The 22,427-nt window shown below is 65.3% G+C and carries 19 protein-coding genes and 1 pseudogene; 4 read left to right on the forward strand and 16 right to left on the reverse strand.

What is annotated here, in order from left to right; all coding sequences use genetic code 11:
• Window positions 1-100: 100 nt before the first annotated feature.
• The 12 genes and pseudogenes from ACVIGA_RS03290 to ACVIGA_RS03345 all read right to left on the reverse strand — a co-directional run bounded on the left by ACVIGA_RS03290 (window position 101) and on the right by ACVIGA_RS03345 (window position 16,607).
• The gene (locus ACVIGA_RS03290; RefSeq protein WP_456665282.1) at window positions 101-1,186 is read right to left on the reverse strand and encodes an SMP-30/gluconolactonase/LRE family protein; all 1,086 of its coding nucleotides are present in this window, start codon (window positions 1,184-1,186) and stop codon (window positions 101-103) included.
• 290 nt (window positions 1,187-1,476) lie between these two features.
• Window positions 1,477-4,158 (reverse strand): PAS domain S-box protein, encoded by a 2,682-nt coding sequence (locus ACVIGA_RS03295; RefSeq protein WP_456665283.1) that lies wholly within the window; start codon window positions 4,156-4,158, stop codon window positions 1,477-1,479.
• 146 nt (window positions 4,159-4,304) lie between these two features.
• Window positions 4,305-5,276, reverse strand: a complete 972-nt coding sequence (locus tag ACVIGA_RS03300) for a Bug family tripartite tricarboxylate transporter substrate binding protein (protein ID WP_456665284.1) — start codon at window positions 5,274-5,276, stop codon at window positions 4,305-4,307.
• 88 nt (window positions 5,277-5,364) lie between these two features.
• Window positions 5,365-6,246: a DMT family transporter gene (locus ACVIGA_RS03305; protein WP_456670727.1), complete on the reverse strand. Its 882-nt coding sequence runs from the start codon at window positions 6,244-6,246 to the stop codon at window positions 5,365-5,367.
• A 35-nt stretch (window positions 6,247-6,281) separates the two neighbouring features.
• Complete coding sequence (locus ACVIGA_RS03310; RefSeq protein WP_456665285.1) at window positions 6,282-7,226, reverse strand: alpha/beta hydrolase; 945 nt, start codon at window positions 7,224-7,226, stop codon at window positions 6,282-6,284.
• A 123-nt stretch (window positions 7,227-7,349) separates the two neighbouring features.
• Window positions 7,350-8,148, reverse strand: a pseudogene (locus ACVIGA_RS03315) (NUDIX hydrolase).
• Between the two features lie 2 nt (window positions 8,149-8,150).
• Window positions 8,151-9,107, reverse strand: a complete 957-nt coding sequence (locus ACVIGA_RS03320) for a dihydrodipicolinate synthase family protein (protein WP_223967397.1) — start codon at window positions 9,105-9,107, stop codon at window positions 8,151-8,153.
• A gap of 131 nt (window positions 9,108-9,238) precedes the next feature.
• Window positions 9,239-10,117 carry an SDR family oxidoreductase gene (locus tag ACVIGA_RS03325; RefSeq protein ID WP_456665286.1) on the reverse strand — a complete coding sequence of 293 codons (879 nt, stop codon included), beginning with the start codon at window positions 10,115-10,117 and terminating at the stop codon, window positions 9,239-9,241.
• Between the two features lie 109 nt (window positions 10,118-10,226).
• Window positions 10,227-11,087, reverse strand: a complete 861-nt coding sequence (locus ACVIGA_RS03330; RefSeq protein WP_456665287.1) for a MaoC/PaaZ C-terminal domain-containing protein — start codon at window positions 11,085-11,087, stop codon at window positions 10,227-10,229.
• A gap of 202 nt (window positions 11,088-11,289) precedes the next feature.
• The gene (locus ACVIGA_RS03335) at window positions 11,290-11,679 is read right to left on the reverse strand and encodes a Zn-ribbon domain-containing OB-fold protein (RefSeq protein ID WP_194460885.1); all 390 of its coding nucleotides are present in this window, start codon (window positions 11,677-11,679) and stop codon (window positions 11,290-11,292) included.
• Complete coding sequence (locus ACVIGA_RS03340) at window positions 11,679-12,836, reverse strand: thiolase domain-containing protein (RefSeq protein ID WP_092114942.1); 1,158 nt, start codon at window positions 12,834-12,836, stop codon at window positions 11,679-11,681. Before ACVIGA_RS03340 ends, ACVIGA_RS03335 begins: the two co-directional genes overlap by 1 nt.
• 276 nt (window positions 12,837-13,112) lie before the next feature.
• Complete coding sequence (locus ACVIGA_RS03345; protein ID WP_456665288.1) at window positions 13,113-16,607, reverse strand: indolepyruvate ferredoxin oxidoreductase family protein; 3,495 nt, start codon at window positions 16,605-16,607, stop codon at window positions 13,113-13,115.
• Window positions 16,608-16,883: 276 nt separating this feature from the next.
• Here ACVIGA_RS03345 and ACVIGA_RS03350 point away from each other — a divergent pair, with 276 nt between their 5' ends.
• Window positions 16,884-18,071 carry a c-type cytochrome gene (locus ACVIGA_RS03350; protein ID WP_456665289.1) on the forward strand — a complete coding sequence of 396 codons (1,188 nt, stop codon included), beginning with the start codon at window positions 16,884-16,886 and terminating at the stop codon, window positions 18,069-18,071.
• A gap of 24 nt (window positions 18,072-18,095) precedes the next feature.
• Here the strand turns inward: ACVIGA_RS03350 and ACVIGA_RS03355 are convergent, their stop codons facing one another.
• On the reverse strand, window positions 18,096-18,737 hold the full coding sequence (locus ACVIGA_RS03355; protein WP_223967390.1) for a trimeric intracellular cation channel family protein: 642 nt from the start codon (window positions 18,735-18,737) through the stop codon (window positions 18,096-18,098).
• Between the two features lie 272 nt (window positions 18,738-19,009).
• Between ACVIGA_RS03355 and ACVIGA_RS03360 the strand changes: the two genes are divergently transcribed.
• Entirely contained in the window at window positions 19,010-19,438 is a 429-nt protein-coding gene (locus tag ACVIGA_RS03360; protein WP_223967389.1) for a hypothetical protein, read from the forward strand.
• Window positions 19,439-19,506: 68 nt separating this feature from the next.
• Here the strand turns inward: ACVIGA_RS03360 and ACVIGA_RS03365 are convergent, their stop codons facing one another.
• From ACVIGA_RS03365 to ACVIGA_RS03375, 3 genes are read right to left on the reverse strand one after another with little or no spacing between them, the layout of a single operon-like run.
• Window positions 19,507-20,325, reverse strand: a complete 819-nt coding sequence (locus ACVIGA_RS03365; RefSeq protein ID WP_456665290.1) for an isocitrate lyase/PEP mutase family protein — start codon at window positions 20,323-20,325, stop codon at window positions 19,507-19,509.
• A gap of 56 nt (window positions 20,326-20,381) precedes the next feature.
• Window positions 20,382-20,735, reverse strand: coding sequence for an antibiotic biosynthesis monooxygenase family protein (locus tag ACVIGA_RS03370; protein WP_456665291.1), 354 nt, complete (start codon window positions 20,733-20,735; stop codon window positions 20,382-20,384).
• A 32-nt stretch (window positions 20,736-20,767) separates the two neighbouring features.
• Window positions 20,768-21,076 carry an NIPSNAP family protein gene (locus ACVIGA_RS03375; protein WP_223967386.1) on the reverse strand — a complete coding sequence of 103 codons (309 nt, stop codon included), beginning with the start codon at window positions 21,074-21,076 and terminating at the stop codon, window positions 20,768-20,770.
• Between the two features lie 91 nt (window positions 21,077-21,167).
• On the opposite strand from ACVIGA_RS03375, the gene ACVIGA_RS03380 reads away from it, so the two are divergent.
• Together ACVIGA_RS03380 and ACVIGA_RS03385 are read left to right on the forward strand one after the other, a co-directional pair.
• Window positions 21,168-21,863: an ArsR/SmtB family transcription factor gene (locus tag ACVIGA_RS03380; RefSeq protein WP_375775211.1), complete on the forward strand. Its 696-nt coding sequence runs from the start codon at window positions 21,168-21,170 to the stop codon at window positions 21,861-21,863.
• 287 nt (window positions 21,864-22,150) lie between these two features.
• Window positions 22,151-22,420 carry a GCG_CRPN prefix-to-repeats domain-containing protein gene (locus tag ACVIGA_RS03385; RefSeq protein WP_456665292.1) on the forward strand — a complete coding sequence of 90 codons (270 nt, stop codon included), beginning with the start codon at window positions 22,151-22,153 and terminating at the stop codon, window positions 22,418-22,420.
• Window positions 22,421-22,427 lie beyond the last annotated feature (7 nt).

Raw genomic sequence — 22,427 nt, forward strand, 5'->3', positions numbered from 1 at the left:
ACACTCTATCCGATCCGGCGATTCGAGACTTACAAGGATGACGGTGACGGAGCCGCAATGCGCTTGGAGTTCTCCCCCACTAGCTCTCTCTCGCGACGTATCAAGTCGCGCCGTGCGCCTCGACATAGAGTGCGTAGATCGAATGGCATGATGCCATGTACAAGCGGTTGTTCTTGGGTCCACCGAAGGTCAGGTTCTCGCAGCGCTCCGGCAGGCGGATGAAACCGAGCGGCTTGCCCTGCGGGCTGAACACCATGACGCCGTCGAGATCCTCAGGTTTGCCCTTGAGCTGATAGACCTTGCGGCCGCCCGTCTCGACAGGCTCCGATTGCAGCGCGCCGTTGCTGCCCCAGCCGCACCACAGATTGCCGTCGCGGTCGACGCGGAAGCCGTCGAGCGATCCCTGATCGGCGGCGTCGATCAGCTTGGTCTTGTTGCCGACGGTGCCATCGGCATTGACGTCGTAGCTCCAGATGCTGCGGTTCGGCGTGCCCTTCCACTCGACGACGTAGAGCTTCTTCTCGTCCGGCGAGAAGGCGAGCCCGTTCGGATTGACCAGATCGGTGATGACGGCGGTCAGCTTTCCGTCGGTGCCTATCCGGAACACGTTGGTGTTGTCCTGCTCGCGCTTGGCCTTGAAGCCCTCCCACTCGCCGGCGATGCCGAACACCGGATCGGAGAACCAGATCGTGTCGTCGGACTTCACCATGATGTCGTTTGGCGCATTGAGGCGCTTGCCCTCGAAACTGTCGGCCAGCACGGTGATCTTGCCGTTCTTCTCGGTGCGCGTGATCCGCCGCGTCACCGAGTGCTCGCAGGTGACGAGCCGCCCCTGGCGGTCGCGGGTGTTGCCGTTGGCGAAATTGGCGGGGCTGCGGAAGACGCTGAGGCTGCCATCCTTCTCGCTGTACTTCATGATGCGGTTGTTGGGGATGTCGCTGAACAGCAGGTAGCCGCCTTCGGGGAAATAGGCCGGCCCTTCCGCCCAACGCATGCCGGTGGCGACCTGCTCCAGCGTAGAGCTGTAGAGCCGGTACTTGGCAAAAGCCGGATCGAGGATCTCGACGGCCGGATCCGGGTAGCGCTGGTTGGGCTTGAACGGGAACGACTGCGCCATGGCGCGGTTGGCCGCCGCGCTCGCCACGCCCGCGCCGATGCCGGCCATCAGATTGCGCCGTGAAATCATGTTGTCCTCCCTGCCCGCACCGTCCGTTGATCGCCGGGTCGGCTGAGCGAGCCGTAGGAGCGTTGTCGCTGACGGTCCAATGCCGTTCGGGCATCGATCGATGCCGATCGAATATTGATGGCCTTCTCGCGCACTCGAAAATCCAACCCGTCACCCTGAGGAGGCCGCAACGCGGCCGTCTCGAAGGGTCGACGGCCACCAGCGGGGCCGTTCACCCCTCGAGGCTCGCTCCGCTCGCGCCTCAGGATGGCGGGGTCAGAGCACGAGACGGACAGGCAATCGCGCGCGCTCTACTCCGCGGCCTGCTCCAGCGGTGCGACGCGCGGCAGGATCATCTGGATGCGGGTGCCGTTGCCGGGCGCGGACTCGAGCGAGAGCCGGCCGCCGAGGCGGTTGGTGATGATGCTGTAGACGATGTGCAGGCCGAGCCCGGTGCCGCCCTGGTCGCGCCGCGTCGTGAAGAACGGATCGAAGGCGCGGCGGCGCACGTCGAGGCTCATGCCGCAGCCATTGTCGGCGAAGATCACCTCGACATTGTCGCCGCCGGAGGCGTGGACCTGGATCTCGACCTCGCCGGCCTTGCCGTCCGGGAACGCATGCGCGACCGCGTTGAGGAACAGATTGGTCAGCACCTGGCCATACGGTCCGGGATAGGAATTCATGATCAGGTTCGGCTCGCAATCGACGTTGAGCGTCAGATTGTGCTTGCGCAGACCGGGCCGCAGACTCATCACCACCTGCTCGGTGAGATCGCCGAGATCGAAGGTGCGCTGGTCCGAATAGTTGCGGTCGGCGGCGACCTGCTTGAACGACTGGATCAGCTCGGCGGCGCGGTTCAGATTGGCGACGAGCTGCGAGGAGGCATCCCGCGCCGTGTTCAGGAAGTCGTTGAGGCTCGAGCGGCGCAAGTCGCCGCGCTCGACCTGGGTCGCGAAGTTCGCGGTCTTGCGCTCCAGCGCGGACGCCACCGTGAGGCTGATGCCGACGGGATTGTTGACCTCATGGGCGACACCGGCGACCAGGCGGCCGAGCGCGGCGAGTTTCTCGGCCTCGATCAGCGAATTCTGGGTTTCCCGCAGATTGCGCAGCGCAGCCTCGGCGGAATCCCTCGCCTTGCGCATCTCCTGTTCGGACCGCTTGCGCTCGCCGATGTCGAGCGCGACCGTGACGATGTTCTCGATGTCGCCCTGCGCGTCGAGGATCGGCAGCTTGTTGACGAGCCATTGCCGCATGTTGCCGGCTGCGTCCTTGTACTCTTCTTCATAGAAGCCAAGCTCGCGGCGCGCCGACAGGACGCGCTTGTCGTTCTCGTCGGTCTTGGCTGCGCCATAGCGCGACATCAGCTCGGCAGTGGTCTGACCGATCGCGTCCTGCGGCTCGATGCCGAAGATGCCCGCCATATAGCGGTTCATCAGCACGTAGCGCAGGTTGCGTTCCTTGACGTTGATGACGGCGGGCACCGTGTCGATGACCATCTGCAACAGCCGGCGGCCTTCGGCGATGGCATCCTCGGCGCGCTTCTGGTCGGTGATGTCGCGCACCGTGCCCTCGTAGCGAATCACCTCGCCCTCGTCGTTGCGCACGACGGTCGCGGAATCGGACAGCCACAGCGCGGTGCCGTCGCGCGAGCGCACCTGATACTCGTAGTCACGGACCGTGCCGTCGCGCTGCATCAGCTGCTGGTATTGCTGGCGCGCCGCCGCATCGACATAGACGGTGGAGGCGATGTCGCCGATGCCGTTGATCAGGTCCTGCGGCGTGGCATAGCCCATCATCCGCGCCAGCGCCGGATTGGCGTTGAGCAGCGCGCCGCCCGGCGTCGTGACGTAGATGCCGTCGACCGACGCTTCGAACAGCTTGTGGTAGCTCTCCTCGGCGAGCCGCTGCTCGGCGAGCGCGCGCAGTGCGGCCTCGCGCGCGCTGTCGGCGTCGACCAGGGTCTGGCGGAACACTTCGGCGGCGCGCGCGATGTCGCCGATCTCGTTGTCGAGGTCGGCGCCCGGAATGAACGCGCTCTTCTCGCCGCCCGCGACCTTGCGGATCGACCCGGCGATCCTGGCAAGCGGGCGAACGGTGCGGCGAACCACCAGCACCGAGGCGAACAGGCCGATCAGCACCCCTGCCGTGCCGAGCACGATGCTCTGCCATTTTGCTTCGGCCAGCGTGCGCGCAAAATCGCGCGACAGCACATGGCCGCGGCGAGAGCTGAGCTCGCGCAACAGCTCGGTGACCTTCTGGATCAGGCGGCCTTCGGCGCCGAGCACCTCGCGGTCGATGTCGGCGATCTGGCCCTCGCGCACCGAAATCGCGCTGATCGCCTCGGCATAATTGTCGACCGTGCTGCGAAGGGTGGGGTCGGCGATGATCATCGCCCGCATGCTTTGCGCGGCCTGCTCGGCCGCTGACGTGTTGTGCGCCAGGAGCGCGGTGGCAATGCGGCTCTGGGCCTGCGACAGCGCTTTGGCCAGCGCCGCATCATTGCTGACGGCGACCGCCTTGTCGAAGGCGTCGCGCAGCGGCGGCAGCCCGGCGACGATCTCCGCGCGGCGGCTGAGCAACGCCGAGATGCGCTCGATCCCGCTGCGATAGGTTGCCAGCCGCTGGGTGACGCCGTCGATCATGTCCTGCTGCTCGGGCGCCAGCTCGATCCGGGTCTTCTTCAGGATCTCGCTCAGCGACTGGGCCGCCTCTGCGACCTGGGCCGACTGGTTGCCGGGCTCGGTGACGAAGTCCCGCGCCGCCAGTCGCAGCTCGTTGGTGCGACGGTCGATGTCCTCGGCGATGTCGCCGACGCTTTGCAGCCGCTGCAGCTCGGCGAAGGTCGTGTCGATGTGCCGGATCGCGATCACGCTGGCCGTGGACGTGATGATGATCACAGCCAGCACCAGCAGGAAGCTGCCGAACGTGAGCTGGCCAATGGAGAGGGAGAACGCACGCGGCGCTTGCGAATTCGGCGGCAATTCAGCGGTCATGTCATCAAGGCCGGGGTCCAATGCGCCCCAATATACGGGAATTTACGGGCTTTGGGGAAACATGCTGAAGCCCGGGCCGGCCGGCGGTGTGACCTGTATCACCCGGGACCCGCCGGCGGCCGATTCCGGCAAAGGTTAACGTCGGCCTAGTCCGGCGGGATGCCGGCCTCCTTGACCACCCTTGCCCAGATCGCGACGTCGACCTTGATGATCTCGGCGAAGCGCTTGAGCGGCGCGCTCCTGGCGTCGCAGCCGGCCACGTCGAGCTTCTTGCGCACCTCCGCGGAGGCCAGCGCCGTTTCCAGCGCCGCGCTGATGCGTTCGACCACCGGCTGCGGGGTGCCTGCCGGCACCACGAAGCCGAACCACGGCGTCACCTGTGCCTCGGCAAAGCCCTGCTCGGCCATGGTCGGCACATCGGGGAAATACTTGGAGCGGCCGTCGCTGATCGACGCGATGATCCTGATGCTGCCGGATTGCACCTGGGCCAGCGCCTGGTTCGCCGACAGGAAGCTCGAGGTGATCAGGCCGCTCGCGATATCAGGCACCATCTGCGGATAGCCGCGGTAGCCGATCGCGGTGACGTCGATCCCGGCCAACCGCTTGAACAGCTCGAAGCCGAGATGGCCGGTCGAGCCCTTGCCGGGATGGCTGTAGTTCAGCGTGCCCGGCTTGGCCTTGGCGAGCGCGACATAGTCGGCAACGGACTTCACCGGCAACGACATCGGCACGATGAAGAAGTTCGGGGCGAGACATATCTGCCCGACCGGCTCGAAATCCTTGACCGGATCCCAGCGCAGCTGGGTGTTCAGCGCCGGGCTTGCGGTGAAGAACGTCGTCACCAGCAGCCACGTATAGCCGTCGGGCGCGGACCGCGCGACCTCCTCGGCCGCGATCGAGCCGTTGGCGCCGGACTTGGCCTCGACGACGATGGTGCCCTTCCACTGCTCCTGCATGTCCTGCGCGACGATGCGCGCGAAGACGTCGGCGACGCTGCCGGGCGCATAGGGAATGACGATGCGGATCGGCCGGTTCGGGAAATCCTGCGCGCGTCCCACGCCCGCCAGCGCCAGCAGCGCCAGGCATGTACCGGCAATGAGGTTGATCCGCCGCAGCATCGTCCGGTTTCCCGCTTGTCATCTTGTTGTGGACAGGATGCAGGGATTGGCCGACGCCAGCAAGGCGCCGGTTTCGGGAGACGAAACTTCAGGCCGTGGTGATCCTTCGCGCAGGAATTGTCATCGCGGCGACGCCGATCACGACGCAGGCGAGCCCGAGCCATGCCGTCGGGCTCAGTCGCTCGCCCAGAAAAACGACGCTGAGCGCAACCCCGATCGGCACCCGCAGATAGGCCTGCGCGGTGGTGCCGACCGAGCCCAGGGTCTGGATCAGGCGGAAGTAGATCACGAACGCGATCGCGGTCGAGAACACCGCAAGCGCCAGCAAGGCGGCGAGCGAGCTGGTCGATGGCGTCAGCGTCCAGGGCCGCTCGACAACGAGGCTGAGCGGAATCAGGACCGCGGCGCCCGCGATCAGCGAGCCCGCGGCCGGCGCCATCGGATCGAGCCCCTTGAAACCGCGGCTGAAGATCGCGGCGCAGGCGTAGCAGATCGTGGCCACGACGATCGCGACCTCGGCCATGATACCCTCCCCGAGATCGCGGAACGCATCGACACCGACGATCAGGCAGATGCCGGCCATGCCGGCAATCACGCCGACCAGCTTGCGCGGGCTCGCCGCCTCATGGCGGGTGATCGCGGCCGTGAACAGGAAGGTGAAGATCGGCGAGGCCGAATTGAGGATGGTTGCGAGCCCGGCATCGACGAAGCGCTCGCCCCAGGCGATCAGCGTCCACGGGATCACGCTGTTGAGGCAGGCCTGGAAGATGAAGCGGCGCCAGGTCGCGCCGTCGGTCGGCATGGTCACGCCGCGCATCCGCATGATGACGAGCAGCAGGAGCCCCGCGATCGCAGTGCGCGCCGCGATCAGCGTGATCGGCGGGATGGTCGCGACGCCGAGCTTGATGAAGGTGTAGGAGCCGCCCCAGAGGGTGGCGAGCACGAGCAGCAGCGCCAGCTCGAAGCCCATGTTGGGTTGGCGCGCGTCGCAAGTCGCGGGGCCGCTCACGATGCGCTCCCTGCGAGCCAACCGGCAGTCGCCGCAAACAAGCCTTCCCGCCCGTGTTCAAGATGCATCAGATGCGTTGCCCTCGGCACGACGAGATCGGCCTTCGTCGAGGCGCCCAGCGCATTTATCAGCCAGGCTGCGTCGGCATCCTGGCAAAGGTTGTCCCATTCACCGCGCACGATCAGTGTCGGAGCCTGGACGCGACGCGGATCGTAGGCGAGCCGCCCCGACATCGCGGCGATGATGTCGGCCTGCGGCCCGTTCGGAATCCGGACCGCCGGCGGGTTGCGTCCGGTCGCGCCGGCATCGCTTGCCAGATAGGCCGGCCCCCACTCGGCGAGGTCAGGTTCGATCAGCACCGAAGGGTGCGACAGCGGGACGTCCTCGACAAATCGCTTCAATTGATCCGCGATGGTGACCTCGCGCCATGCGCCGATACTCTCGGGAAGCGGCAAGCCGCGCAGCTCCCGTCGGACGATCGGTCCGAACAGCACGAGGCGGCCGACGGCTTCCGGACGATCGGCCGCAAAACGGCCGGCCGCCATCGTGCCCCATGAATGCGCGACGATGTGAACCGGCGCACCGGCGCGCGCCTTGCGGATGTGATCGACCACCGCGCTGACTTGAACGGCGGCTTCCGGCGCGCGGCCGAGCGGCGCGACGCCTGCCGCGAGCGCCGCCATCTGCCGCGGCCTGCTCGAGCCGCCGAAGCCGACGAAATCAAAACCCCAGACGTCGAAACCACCGGCTTGGAGATCATCCGCCCAGGATTTTCCGCCAAAGCGGTAGCCGACCGACAGCGACGACGGGAACGTCGCACCGTGAACGTAAAGCACGGGATCGCCCACGCCCGGCCAGTGCCGCAGCAGCAGCGTCTCGTCACTGCCCGGCAATGTCAGATGGATTTCGTCGGATTTTGGCGTTTCGAAGGATGCTTGCACGTCGGCTCCTTTTGCGCCGGGCAATTGGCCCAGCGCGGTGACCGACGTGTTTATAGCGAGCTTCCGGTGGCGATACTTCGATAGAGACCGAAGTGTAGAGAGGGCGACGGATGACCGACGGGACTACCCCATCGCGCCGACGTCGAACACCTCGCCGTCGTAGCCAGCTTCCTTGGGGATGCGGAGCTGGCGGCCGGTGGCGGTCTTGGTCATCACGGGCATCACGGCGACGATCGGCTTGCCCTTGCTGTCGGCGAGTGCGGCAGCGACGTTCGGCTGCTTGCCGAGCCTGATCAGGTTGCGCGTGGTCGGGAACGGCAGCTTGAAGCGGCCGCTCTCGCCACCCTCCAGCGCCTCGCGCGTCGACACCCAGATCGAATCGGTCGATTCCTTGCCGTCATGGGCGCCGAGCTGCTCGGGCGGCGCTGCAGCCAGAAAGAACCAGGTGTCGAAGCGCTTCGGCATGCCTTCCGGCGTGATCCAGTGCGCATACGGCACGAGTTCGTCGAGCGCGAGCACCATGCCATTGTCCGTGAGCACCTTGAGGAAGCTGATCTTGCCTTCGTTCAGCGCCGCACGATGCGCGGTCGCGATGTCGTTCGCGCGCCCGGCGTCGACCAGATCCTTCGACCACCCGGGGGCGCGCCAGCAGGATGCCGCTCTCCTCGAAGGTTTCGCGGATCGCCGCGATCCGGAAACCGAGCGCGTCGCCGTCGAGCCCTTCCCCGCCGGAGTAGAGCGCGGGATCGGCAGCGATCTCCTTGTCGTTCTTGTCGACACTGCCGCCCGGAAACACCAGTGCGCCCGAGTTGAACTCGATCTGGTGATGGCGGACCATCATGAAGACTTCGATTTCGGACGACGCTCCGTCACGCAGCAGCAGCACGGTCGAAGCAAGGCGCGGGGCAACGATCTCGGTCATAATTATCCTGCTGCACTGGATTGCGGTTGCAGATTGGCGCGACGATCGACGCGCGCCACGCGGGAGAGCAGATAGTCGACCTCCGCCCTCGCCTGCGGCGTAATCACCGCACCGGGCTTGCGCTGGGCGCTGGAGGAGATGATGCCGCGCTTCTGCAGCACGTATTTGCGCACGGTGAGACCAACGCCCGGCTGCTGCTCGTAGCGGATCAGCGGCAGATGCGCGTCGAACAAATCATGCGCGGCATCGCGCTTGCCGGCCTTGGACAAATTGACGACGTCGATCAGGAGTTCGGGGAAGGCATAGCCGGTCATCGCGCCGTCAGCGCCGCGCTCCATCTCGAAATCGAGGAACAGGCCGCCATTGCCGACCAGGATCGACAGCGGCCGCAGCGAGCCGTCCTTCTGGAAGTTGCGCAAGGTGGAGATCTTCTCCAGGCCCGGCCAGTCCTCGTGCTTGAGCATCACGCAGGACGGCGAGTCCATTACGATCTTGCGGATCACGGCGGGCGTGAACACAACGGTGAGCGTCAGCGGATAGTCCTGCAGCACCCAGGGAATATCGTCGCCGATCGCTTCCTGCGCCTGCTTGAAATAACCTGTGATCTGGTCGTCGGTGCGCAGATGCGGCGGCGGCGCGATCATGACGCCGGCGGCGCCCGCATCCATCGACTTCTTCGCCAGCGAGCGCATCGTGGCAAAGCCGGGCGCCGAGACGCCGACGATCACCTGCAATTTCTTGGCGCGCTTGACGAAGCGCAGCGCGACTTGCTCCGCCTCCGCGGCATCGAGCTTCGGCGCCTCACCCAGGATGCCCAGCACCGTGACACCGTCACAGCCGACCTCGGTGTAGAAATCGGTCAGCCGGTCGATCGATGCCTCGTCGATGCGGCCGTCGTCGTGGAACGGGGTCGGCGCGATCGCGAAGGTTCCTGCGGCCTGGGCGGTGAGTTTGGTCATGGGCGGGTCTATCCTCTGGTCCGTCATTCCGGGGCGATGCGCTAGCATCGAACCTCAGGTGCGCAATTGCGCACCGGGGAATCTCGAGGTTCCGGGTTCGTCCTTCGGACGCCCCGGAACGACAGGTAGCATCAGAACCGCCGCGCGCCCATCTTGATCTGGTCCTCGGAGAAGAAGATCTCCTTGGCGTGGGTGGCGATGTCCTCGGCTTTCCAGCCGGTAAAGGGCGGCTTCCAGCCCTCCATTTCCATCATCCGCATCTCGCGCACGCCGCGCGGGCCCGAGACGCCGAGCACCTTGCCCGTCTGGTCGCCCGACAGATCGCTGACCATGTAGAGCACGGCCGGCGCGATGCCGTCAGGTCCGAGCGCCGCACCCGGATTCTCCTTGTAGCGCGGCAGGTCTGCGGTCATGCGGGTCAGCGCGCCCGGCGCCAGCGTCCAGATCCGGATGTTGTACTTGCGGCCTTCGATCGCCAGCACGTTGGAGAGGCCCCAGATGCCGCCCTTGGCCGCGCCGTAATTGGTCTGGCCGAAATTGCCGATCAGGCCCGAGGTCGAGGAGGTGTTGACGATGACGCCGCCGCCATTGTCGCGCATCCATTTGAACACCGGCTGGGTGCAACAGAAGGTGCCCTTCAGATGCACCTTCATCACCCTGTCCCAGTTGGCTTCCTTGGCCTTGTGGAAGGTCTCGTCGAGCAGGATGCCGGCATTGTTGACCAGGATGTCGGCGCGGCCGAAATGCTTGATGGCGTCGTCGAACACCGACTGGCCGCCGGCCAGGGTCGAGATGTCGGCACCGTTGGCGACCGCACGGCCGCCCTCGGCCTTGATCGCGTCGACCACCTTGTCGGCCATCGACTTGTCGGAGCCCGAGCCGTCGCGCGGACCGCCGAGATCGTTGACCACCACGGCTGCGCCCTCGCGCGCAAACAGCTTTGCGTAGGCCTCACCAAGTCCGCCGCCGGCGCCCGTGATCAGCGCCACCTTGCCGTCGAGTAATCCCATGGTCGTTTCTCCCTTTTTTGTTGCCGTCATTCCGGGGCGCGCGCAGCGCGAACCCGGAATCTCGAGATTCCGGGTCTGGTCCTTCGGACCATCCGGGAATGACGGAGTATTAAGCCAGCACCGTCTTGCCGCTCTTGATCACGGTGACGCCGCGCGACTTCACCTTGGCCTCGAACGACACCACGTTGCCGTCCTTCCACAGCTCCATGGTCACGGTCTCGCCCGGAAACACCGGTGAGGAGAACCGCGCCGAATGCTGCTTGAAGGCGGACGGATCGTAATCGGCGTAGGTCTGCAGCACGCCGCGGCAGGTGATGCCGTAAGTGCACATGCCGTGCAGGATCGGCCGCGGGAAACCGGCTTTCTTCGCAAATTCCGGATCGGAGTGCAGCGGGTTGCGGTCGCCGCAGAGCCGATAGATCAGCGCCTGATCGGGCCGCGTGGTGATGTCGACCACCTTGTCGGGCGCACGCTCCGGCACCTTGTGCGGCTCGGGCTGGCCATCGGACGGACCACCGAAGCCGCCATCGCCCCGGGCAAAGCGCGAGGCGACCAGCGTGGCGAGCTTGTCGCCCTTCTCGTCCTTGAGCACGGTCTGGTGGCGGATCACCGCGCCCTTGTCCTTGCCCTTGTCGAACACGTCGAGCACGGTCGAGTCGGCCGTGATGTGGGCGGCAGTCGCGAACGGCTTGTGGAAGGTGATGTCGCGCTCGCCGTCGACCACCATCACGCGGTTGAGGTTCATCTCGCCGGGGCCGGCGCCCCAGGCGGCGACCGAGGCGAAGGTCGGCACCACCCTGAGCGGGCGCGGCGTCAGCACGCCCTCATTGACGAAGGCGAGCTCCTTCTCGTCCATCGGATCGGCGCCGAGCCCAATGCCATAGGCGTAGAGCATCACGTCGCGATCGCTGTAGCTGTATTTCTGGCCGAGATTCTTCAGGGCCATCAGCTGTTCGTACACGATTGGCATTGTTGTTTCTCCCCGAACTCTTTTCTCGCTTTGCGCTGCCAATTGATGCGCCCTCTCCCCTTGCGGGAGAGGGCCGCACCGGCAGTCGTCACAAACTCGCTTCGGTGAGGGGTTCGCGCCGCAGAGAGACTATCGTTCGCGGAAAGAACCCCTCATCCGGCGGCCTTCGGCCGCCACCTTCTCCCACAAAGGGAGAAGGTATTTACGCCGGCGTGAAGAACGGCAGCGGCGCGCCGTCGGTCGGCTTCCACACCACCTTGACCTTCTGGCCGATCTTCACCTGCTCCAGATCGCAATCGACGATGTTGGTCTGCAGCGACGGACCTTCCTTCAGCGTCACATAGGCGATCGCATACGGACCGGTCGGCGACTTCCGCATCAGGCTGTAGGTGTAGACCGTGGCCTCGCCGCTCGACTCCTCCCACACCGTCTTGTCGGAGAAGCAGAACGGGCAGATCGCGCGCGGGAAGTAGTGCGCTTCGCCGCAGGTGGTGCAGCGCTTGATCATGAACTTGCCCGCCTTCGCCGCTTCCCAGAACGGCGCGGTCTCCGGATTGGTCACCGGGGCATTGTACTTCTTCGCTTCAGACATCACGCACGCTCCAGAATGCAGGTTGAGGCGGCGTGGCGAACGCCGAGCAGACCGCCGGTGCCGTGGGCGATCGCGAGGTCGCAGTTCTGCACCTGCACCTTCGGATGCGCCTCGCCGCGCAACTGGCGCACCGCCTCGAGGATCTTCGTCATGCCGCCGCGATTGACGGGATGGTTGCTGCACAGGCCGCCGCCGTCGGTGTTGAACGGCAGCTTGCCGACGCCCGAGATCAGATTGCCGTCGGCAACGAACTTGCCGCCCTCGCCCTTCTTGCAAAAGCCGAGGTCTTCGAGCTGCATCAGCACGGTGATGGTGAAGCTGTCATAGATCGAGGCGTATTTGATGTCCTTCGGCGTCACGCCCGCTTCCTCAAAAGCACGCGGACCGGACCACACGCCGGCGGAATAGGTCAGATCGAGATCCTTGCCGCCGCGCGGGCCCTTCATCGCCTCGCCATGACCGATCAGGCGCACCAGCGGCTTCTTCAGGCTCCTGGCGATCTCCGGCGTCGTGACGATCATCGCGCCGCCGCCGTCGGTGACGACGCAGCAGTCCATCCGGTGCAGCGGGTCCGAGATCATCGGCGAGTTCAAGACGTCCTCGACGGTGACGACCTCCTTCAGCATCGCATGCGGATTGTATTGCGCGTGATGCGAGGCCGCGACCTTGATCCAGGCGAGCTGCTCGGAGGTGGTGCCATAGTCGTGCATATGGCGCATGGCACACATGCCATAGGCATTGTGCGTGGTAGCCCCGTAAGCCAGTTCGAAGTCGGCCTCGGCGCCGGAGGCGCGCGGCGGCATCGGGCCGGTGCGCGGCTTGCCTGCCAGCGTAACCAGCGCGACCGAGCATTTGCCCGCGGCGATCGCCTCGGCGGCGTGGCCGAGATGGATCAGATAGGAACAGCCACCGGTCTCGGTAGAGTCGACGTGACGCAGCTTCTTGGTGTTGAGGCCGAGATAATCGACCATCGGCCACAGCCCGCCCGGCGCGTCGCCGGCGCAGAAATAGCCATCGATGTCGTCCTTGGTGAGCCCGGCATCCTCGATCGCACCCTTGGCGACCTCGGCGTGCAGCTGTGCTGTTGATTTATCGGGTGCATGCCGGGTGGGATGCTCGTAGATCCCGGCAATGTAGGCCTTGCCCTTGATGGTCAAATCGCTCTCCGCTGGCGTTTCTCGCTCCAGCGTTTTTCTGAACCGACGGCGCGACCTTGGCAAGCGCGGAAATATTCCGTCAGGCGAGACTGTCACGCGCGCACAATGTGCGCGCCGCAAAACAGACGTCGTCACGGCAAAGGCCGGGACCCATAACCACAGGGCTGCGTTGCGAGATCAGCTGTGGCGCCAGCATCGCGTAACAATGAAATGCGGTGGTTATGGGTCCCGGGTCGCGCTTCGCTTGCCCGGGACGACGCTGAATATGTGGCTACACTACTCCGCCGCCATCTGCCGCGGCGCGGGCGGCGGGTTGGCGAGGTCGGCGGCGAGTTGCGCGTAGCGAACCTTTGCCTCCTTGATCGCCTTGTCCTTCACCGGGCCGTAGCCGCGGATGCGGTCGGGCAGCGACAGCAATTCGACCGCGATGTCGTGATTGAGCGGCGACAGCAGGCTTAACACCGTCGCGACATCCTTCTCGTAGCCCGCGATCAGGTCGCGCTCGAGCTTGCGGTCGGCGTTGTAGCCGAAGATGTCGAGCGGTGTGCCGCGCAGGAAGCGGAATCGCGCCATTACCCTGAAGGCGGACATCATCCACGAACCGAAGGCGCGCTTCTTCGGACGGCCCTGCGCGTCGAGCCCGCCGCCGAGAATCGGCGGTGCGAGATTGAAGTTGAACTTGAAGTCGCCCTCGAACTGATCGCGCAGCTGCTTCTCGAAATGGCCGTCGGTGAACAGCCGCGCCACCTCATACTCGTCCTTGTAGGCGAGCAGCTTGGCGTAGTTGATCGCCACCGCGCGCGGCAGCGCCTCGCCATAGCCGCCCTTGGTGGCGGCCTCGCGCACCTGGTCGACCAGCTTGCGGTAGCGCTTTGCCAAACGTGCGTTCTGATAGCCGGTCAGAAGGTCCATGCGATGGGTGATGATCTCGTCGAGCGACATCGCATCCAGCGACTTGACCGGGGCTACGTCGTCATCCTGCCCCTTCATCATCGCGGCAAGCCGCGCCGGATCGGCCGCGGCCAGGCGCCCGAGCTGGAACGCCTGCGTGTTCATCTTGATCGAGACGCCGTTGACCTCGATCGCCTGCTGGATCGATTCCGCCGACAGCGGCAGCAGCCCGCGCTGATAGGCAAAGCCCATCATCATGATGTTGGTGGCGATGGAGTCACCGAGCAGCGCTTCGGCCGGCTTGGTGAAGTCGAAGAAGGCGGAGTCCTTGCGCAGCTCGGTCTCCAGCACGCTGTTGACCTTGCGGCTCTGGAAATTGAAATCGCGGTTGAGGATGAAATCCGCGGTCGGGATGATGTGGCTGTTGATGATGCCGACGGTGCGGCTCGGCTCGCACAGCGTGATCGTTTCCTTCGAGACCGCGACGACCTCGTCGGCCGCGAGGACGAGATCGGCGGTGCCGGTCACGATGCGCGAGCAAGTCACGTCGGCGGTGTGCTCGGAGAGCCGGACATGGCTCAACACCGCGCCGCCCTTCTGCGCGAGGCCGGACATGTCGAGGATCATCGAGGCCTTGCCTTCGATATGCGCGGCCATGCCGAGCAGCGCGCCGATCGTCAGCACGCCGGTGCCGCCGACGCCGCCGACCGCGATGTTGTAGGGCCGGTCGAGCGCGGGCTTCGAGGCCGGCTCCGGCAAGGCGCCGATATCGCCGAGCTCGGTCGGCGCGCGACGCTTGAGCGTGCCGCCGTCGACCGTGACGAAGGACGGGCAGAAGCCCTTTACGCAGGAATAGTCCTTGTTGCAGGTCGACTGGTTGATGGTGCGCTTGCGCCCCAATTCGGTCTCGAGCGGCTCGACCGAGATACAGTTCGACTGCACTGAGCAGTCGCCGCAGCCTTCGCAGACGGCCGGATTGATCAGCACGCGGCGCGCCGGATCCTCCATCAGGCCGCGCTTGCGGCGACGGCGCTTTTCCGCGGCGCAGGTCTGCACGAACACGATCGCCGACGTGCCCTTGGTGTCGCGGCACATCTTCTGGACGTTCTCGAGCTCATCGCGATGGAACAGCTTGACGCCGGGCGCGATGGTGTCGGCCGGATAAGAACCCGGGTTTTCCGAGACCAGGTAGATCTCGCGAATGCCCTCGGCGTGGAGCTGGAAGGTGATCTGCTGTGGCGACAGGTCGCCATCGTGGCGCTGGCCGCCGGTCATAGCGACGGCGTCGTTGTAGAGGATCTTGTAGGTGATGTTGGCCTTGGAAGCGATCGATTGACGGATCGCCAGAATGCCGGAGTGGAAATAAGTCCCGTCGCCGAGATTGGCGAAGATGTGGTTCTCGTTGGTGAACGGCGCGATGCCGACCCACGGCACGCCCTCACCGCCCATATGGGTGAAGGTCTCGGTCGAGCGGTTCATCCACAGCGCCATGAAGTGGCAGCCGATGCCGCCGAGCGCGCGGCTGCCTTCCGGCACCTTGGTCGAGGTGTTGTGCGGGCAGCCCGAGCAGAAATACGGCGTGCGGCTGACCGGTGCCGTCGCCTGCATCTGCGACGACTGGCGGCCGTTGAACCAGTCGGCCTTGGCGCGCAGCATCTCGGCGATTTCAGGATTGAGATTAAGTCGAAGCAGCCGTTCGGTGAGCGAGCTTGCAAGCGAGGCCACGCTGAGCTCAGCGGCGAAGGTCAGGAAGCGCTTGTCGTGATCGTCCATCTTGCCGACGATGCGCGGGCGCACGTCGTCGCGCCAGTTGAACAGCTCCTGCTTGACCTGGTTCTCGACGATTTCGCGGCGCTCCTCGACGATGAAGATCTCCTCGAGGCCGACCGCGAAATTGCGTACGCCTTCCGGCTCCAGCGGCCAGGGCATGCCGATCTTGTAGAGACGAATGCCGATCTTGGCGGCGATCTCGGGCGTGATGCCGAGCTCGCGCAGCGCCTGGCGGATGTCCTCATAGCTTTTGCCCGAGGCCATGATGCCGTAGCGCGCGTTCGGCGAATCCATGGTGATACGGTTGACCTTGTTGGCGCGGGCAAAGGCGATCGCGGCAAAGCCCTTGTAGTCCTGCAGCCGGCGATCCTGCTCGAAGCGGTCGTCGGGCCAGCGGATGTTCAGCCCGCCTGGCGGCAATTCGAAATCGGCCGGGATGATGAACGGCGTCATCTCGTCGGTGAGGTCGATCTCGGCCGTGGTCTCGACCGTCTCGGTGATCACCTTCATGCCGACCCAGCACCCGGAGTAGCGCGACATCGCGATACCCAGGAGGCCCATCTCGATCATTTCATGGATGCTGGAGGGGTAGAGGTAGGGCATCAGTGCGGAGATGAAGGCGTGGTCGGACTGATGCGGGACGGTGGAGGACTTTGCGCCGTGGTCGTCGCCGGCAAGGCAGAGCACGCCGCCGTTCTTGGCGGAGCCCGCCGCATTGCCATGGCGGAAGACGTCGCCGCAGCGGTCGACGCCGGGGCCCTTGCCGTACCAGATGCCGACCGCGCCATCATATTTGGCGCCCGGCGACAAAGCGAGCTGCTGCGAGCCCCAGATCGCGGTGGCCGCCAGGTCCTCGTTCACGCCGGGCTGGAATTTTATGTTGTACTGTTCGAGATGCTTGCGGGCGGCGAACAGCTGCTGGTCATAGCCGCCGAGGGGGGATCCGCGATAGCCGGAGATGAAGCCTGCCGTGTTGAGGCCTGCGGCGCGGTCGCGTCTGATCTGCGCCATGGGCAGGCGGACCAGCGCCTGGATGCCGGTCATGAAGACGTGACCGGTGCCCTGGGTGTATTTCTGGTCGAGGCTGATAGGCCCTTGGTTGATTCCCATTTAGCCCTCTTTGCGCTGGTCGCGACGCCTGCTTTTTAGCTAGTCATCCGAACTTGTTAGAACCAGTCTATGTCGGATATTCCGGCCCGCGCAGCACAATTCTGGGCGACCGAGCCCGTCGCTCAAAAATCGCAACTTCGTGCCGGGAATATTGCAGCGCCGTTTCGGTTTCTGTCGCTGGACAGGCCCGCGGCGAAATGGCGTAACGCGTCCTGTGGACCGGAAGGTGATTGGATGCGGCGACGACATCGAACGATCGGTGCGATTCTGGCCAGTATGCTGTTGTGCAGTGCGTTCGCGGCCCGCGAATGCACGGCCGCGCCAACCGACGACCACATTGTCGCCCGCGGCAAGGCGCTCACGATTGCAGGCGACTGCGCGAGCTGCCACACGGCCGATACGGCCATGCCGTTCGCCGGCGGCAAGCGGATCGACACGCCGTTCGGTGCGGAGTTCTCGCCGAACCTGACCCCCGATCGCGATACCGGCATCGGCGGCTGGAGCGACGACGATTTCCTGCGCGCGCTGCGGATGGGCGTCTCGCCGAACGGGGCGCATTACTACCCTGCCTTCCCCTACCCGTCTTTCACCAAGCTGATCCGCGACGACATCCTGGCGATCCGCGCCTATCTCGCGACGCTCGCGCCGGTCAGCAACAAGGCGCCGTCGCCCGAGCTGCGCTGGCCGTTGAACTACCGCGTGCTGATGCGCGGCTGGAACGCCCTGTTCTTCACGCCGGGGATCATCCAGCCGGACCAGAGCAAGACCGCGGAATGGAATCGCGGCCGCTACCTTGTCGAGGCCCTCGCCCATTGCGGCGCCTGCCATACGCCGAAGAATGCGTTCGGCGCCGACAGACGCGACCAGGCGCTCAGTGGCAGCATGGTGCAGGGCATGTTCGCGCCGCGGCTCGACGGCGCCGAGCGCAGCGGGCTGAAATCATGGAGCGCCGGCGACATCGCCGAATACCTGCAGAGCGGCCGCAACGGGCACAGCCATGCCGGCCCGTTGATGTCCGAGGTGGTGGTCAATTCGACCTCGAAGATGAGCGACGCCGACGTGCGCGCGATCGCGGTCTATCTGAAGAGCCTGCCCGCCGGCGCGCCGGAGCCGCGGGTCACCCCGCCCTCGCCGGCGCAGATGAGCAATGGCGCGCGGATCTATCGTGGCGCCTGCGTTGCCTGCCATGAGCTCGATGGCTCCGGCGCGCCACGGATCTATCCGCCGCTGCCCGGCAATACCAATTTGCAATCAGCTAGTCCTGCGAGCACGCTGCGCATCATCCTCGACGGCGCGCAGACCTTGACCACGCCGCGCGCACCCAACGCAGGCTCGATGCCGGCCTATCCAAAACTCACCGACCAGGAGGTCGCCGACGTCGCGACCTACATCCGAAATTCCTGGGGCAATGCGGCGCCGGCCGTGACGGCGGACGAGGTCGCCAAGGCGCGGACGGCGAAATAAGGGCGCGGACGGCGAAATAGCTGATCAGCGATCCTCGCCGCTGAACACGAATTTCGGCATCTCCCATTTGTAGCGGATCGCCAACATCCGGAACGTCAGGCCGAGCACGAATGTCAGCCCGGTCCAGAGCCAGTCGTTGAGCTGCAGCCCGAAGGCGGTCGCATAGAACAGCCCGGTCACCACCGAGACGCTGGCGTAGAGCTCGCTGCGAAACAGCAGCGGCACATCATTGCAGAGGATGTCGCGCAGCACGCCGCCGGCGCAGCCGGTGATCATGCCGGAGACGATCACGATCGGCAGCGAGGCGTCGACCTGCCAGGCCACGTCGCAGCCGGCCATGGTGAACACCACGAGCCCGATCGCATCGAGCACCAGGAATGCGAGATTGAGCCGGTGTACCAGCCGCGCCAGCAGGATGGTGGCGAAGGCGCCGGCCGCCGCGATCGCAAGGTAGATCGGATGCGCGACCCAGAGCAGCGGATAATGCCCGAGCAGCACGTCGCGGATGGTGCCGCCGCCGAGCGCGGTGATCGCTCCCAGCATGCAGACCCCGGCCCAATCCATGCTGCGCCTGCCGGCCGCCAGCGCCGCCGTCATCGATTGCGCCGCAACGGCAATGAACGAGAGCACGTGCAGCACCGAATCGGTGGGCGGCATGGTCCACATCGAAGAGGCCTCATGGAACAGGTTCGGAACCTAGAGCCTATCCTGTTCTGATTGAACAGGAACGAGGCTCTGGACTCTTGTTTTAGCGCGTTTTCTTCGCGCGAACCGGTATCCACTTCGCGCGAAAGCGCTCCAGGGAATCGGCGGTTCCCGCATGAACAGGTTGCAACACTGGCGCGGAACATCCTCACGCGCCAGCGATTGTCTCCTGCGTTTAGCCTACGCGCTTAGCCTTGACGCTTAGCCTTGGGGGGCTAACGGAGGAACTTGAAATGACTTACAACCCTGACGATCCGTATCGCGCCAACCTGACCGATGACGAAATCCGCCGTCAGGCGCGCTTCAACAGCCTGGACAACGAGCTGCAGCCGGATCCGGAACTCCAGGAGGGACCGGCGAGCAGCACCAAAGTCGCGATGTTCGCAGTTGCGGTGGCCGTGGTGCTCGGCGCACTGTTCTACGGGTTGAACAATACGTCGGTGCACGAGGCCGGCACGACGCCGTCGACACAGACCGCGCAGACCCAGCCGGTCAACCCGGCCGCGCCGCCCCCGGGCATGCGCGACGTGACGCCGAAGCCGAACAGCCAGCCCGGCGTGACCACAGGCGCGGCGCCGGCCAACCCGGCGAGCCCGCCGTCTGACATGAACAAGTCGGACATGAACAAGCCGGCGGCTCCGCCGGCCGAGAATGCCAAGTAACGCGTGATGACACTGACCAGGCGCGAGCGGCGGGCCCCAACGGCCCGCCGCTTTTTTTCGCGCGAAGTCTACTTGAACATCTTGTTGAGCTCGCCACCGGGATAGCCGTTGGCGAATTCGGTGAAGGTGCCCTTCTCGGCCATCTCCTTGGCCGCCTTCATGACGCCGGTCCAGGCCATCCGCGCCAGTGCGCCGCCGACGCTGATCCGGCGCACGCCGAGGTCGCCGACCGCTTGCAGCGTCAGCTCGGACGCGCCGCCGATCAGGAGATTGACCGGCTTCGGCGCCACCGCCTTCACGACCGCAGAGATTTCTTCCCTGGTCGAGATGCCCGGCGAATACAGCACATCCGCCCCGGCTTCCGAATAGGCCTGCAACCGTTCGATCACCAGATTGAGGTCCTTCTTGCCCCACAGGAACGCCTCGCAGCGGCCGGTGAGCAGCACGCCGCTGTTGTCGGCATCGATGGCCTTGCGCGCCGCCCTGATGCGCTCGACCGCGAGCTTGTGCTCGAACAGCGGGTTGGCGGCATCGCCGGTCGAGTCCTCGATCGAGAGCCCGGCAACGCCGGTCTTGACGCCGCGCGCGACATTGATCGCGACCTTGTCGGGCTCGACCGCGAAGCCGCCCTCGAAATCGGCGTTGACGGGAATATCGACCGCCGCGCAGATCGCAGTCAGGTGATCGCAGACATCGTCGACGGTGACGCGGTTGTCGGCTTTGGCGATGGTCCAGGCAAAGCCCGCACTGGTCGAGGCCAGTGCCTTGAAGCTGAGATGTTGCAAGGCGCGGGCGCTGCCGACGTCGAACGGGTTCGGAATGATGAAGCACCCGCTCTCGTGCAGCTTCTTGAAGGCGGCTCGTTTGTCAGCAGTTGGCAGTGGCATTGGTCGCTCCCTAGATTCATTGGCCGCGCAGAGATAGGCACGCGCATATGCGAGCGCTAGAGCTTCGCTTCGTGCACCGCACGGCTGTCCTTCGGTGCCTGATCGCGTTCATTCAAGCCGTAGTCGCGCATCACGCTCGCGACCCGCAGCCGGTAATTCTCGAAGATCCGCGCGCGGCCCTTGGCCTGCGTGCGGCGGTGCTCGATCGTGTTGCGCCAGGCTTGTACCGCGGCCTCGTCGCGGAAGAATGACAGCGACACGAATTTGCCCTTCTCGGTGAGGCTCTCGTACCGCTCGACCGAGATGAAGCCGTCGATCTCCTGCAGGATCGGCTTCAACTCGGCGGCAAGGTCGAAATAGAGATCCCGGTGCTCAGCCTTCGGCCAGACTTCGAAGATCACGGCAATCATGGGCGCCTCCGCGCATTGTTGTTGTGGAACGACTATAGCTCGACCTTGCGCAGAAATGTCCGCTCCTCGGCAAGGATGAAGCGGTTTTGTTCCGCGAAGTTGAAGTTCGCCACACCCTCGCCGTCCTGGCGCAGCCGTGCGCGATAGGCCTCGTATGCGGCAAGGCTCTCGAACGAGATCAGCGCGAAGGCGATGTTGTTGGTGCCCTCGTGCGGCATCCAGTAGCCGAGCAGATCGCCGCCGCAGCGCGGGATGATCGAGAGCCAGTTCCGCGAATACTCCTCGAACATCGCGCGCTTGAACGGATCGAGCTGGTAGCGGATGAAGACGGTGACGGTCATTTGGGCCTCCTGGTGTTTCGTCATTGCGGGCGACGGGCACGATGGACACTACCGCCTTGCCCGACCTCGATGCTTCGGCTATCATCGAACTATGAAAGCAGGACCCGACATCTCCCGGATCGCCGCCCTGGTCGGCGATCCCGCACGTTGCAACATGCTGACCGCACTGATGACCGGCCGCGCGCTGACCGCGAGCGAGTTGGCGCAGGAGGCCGGCATCACGCCACAAACGGCGAGTTCGCATCTCGCCAAGCTCGAGGCCGGCGGGCTGATCGAGCCCGAGAAGCAAGGCCGCCACCGCTACTACCGGCTCTCCGACCCCGACGTCGCCGATGTGCTCGAGGGCCTGCAGGGCATCGCCGCCCGCGCCGGCCATATGCGCGTGCGCACCGGCCCGAAGGATCCGGCGCTGCGCCGCGCCCGCATCTGCTACGACCATCTCGCCGGCGATCTCGGCGTGCAGATGCTCGACAGCATGCGGCGGCAGAAGCTGGTGCGCCAGAGCAAGCAGGCGATCGAGCTCACCGGCGAAGGCAAACGCTTCATGGCCGAGGAGCTGCAGATCGACGCCGATGCGCTGACGCATCCGCGCCGCCCGGTGTGCAAGGCCTGCCTCGACTGGAGTGAGCGGCGCCACCATCTCGCCGGCACGCTCGGCGCCGCGATGATGGACCGCTTCACCGAATTGAAATGGGCCGCGCGCGATACCGCACCGGGCAGCCGCGTGGTCAATTTTTCGCGAAACGGCGAGAAGCGGTTCGCTGCGCTGTTCGGCGCGGGCGAATAGCATCGCGCATTCAAGTCGCGGTCGTTCGCGAACGCTCCGATATGTCTTCGCGCACGCCGCTGCACGCTCCGTTCTGCTCGCGATTGCGAAATGTTTCAAATTGATGCTGGGCTCATTCGCTTGCGACGCACTGACGCAGCTGTGAGCTGCAGCATTCATGTCGCATTCAGCCCGCAACCCTAAGGTCGGCGACATCGGGCACGGCTTCTGCAATGATCCGGCCGGGCGAATCGGTAATCTAAAGTTTGTTGCGGTGCCGCAGTGCGGCCCAATTAAAAGGAGAAGACATGAAGTATCTTTTTGCAGCAGCAGTTTTGGTGACGACCGCATTCGCCGGCATCAGCGCCGCTGACGCGGCCGGCGGTTGCGGCCCCGGCTGGCATCGCGGTCCCTATGGCGGCTGCGTCAGAAACCGCGGCCCCGTCGTCGTCGCTCCCGGCCCGGTCCTTGTTGAGCGCCCCGTCGTCGTCGCACCCGGCGCGGTCGTGGTGGCGCCGCGCGTTCGCGCTTGCCCGTACGGTTTCGCCTGGCGCTACGGCCGTTGCCGCCCGATCTGATCGCGGC

The sequence above is a fragment of the Bradyrhizobium sp. USDA 3240 genome (assembly GCF_054063295.1).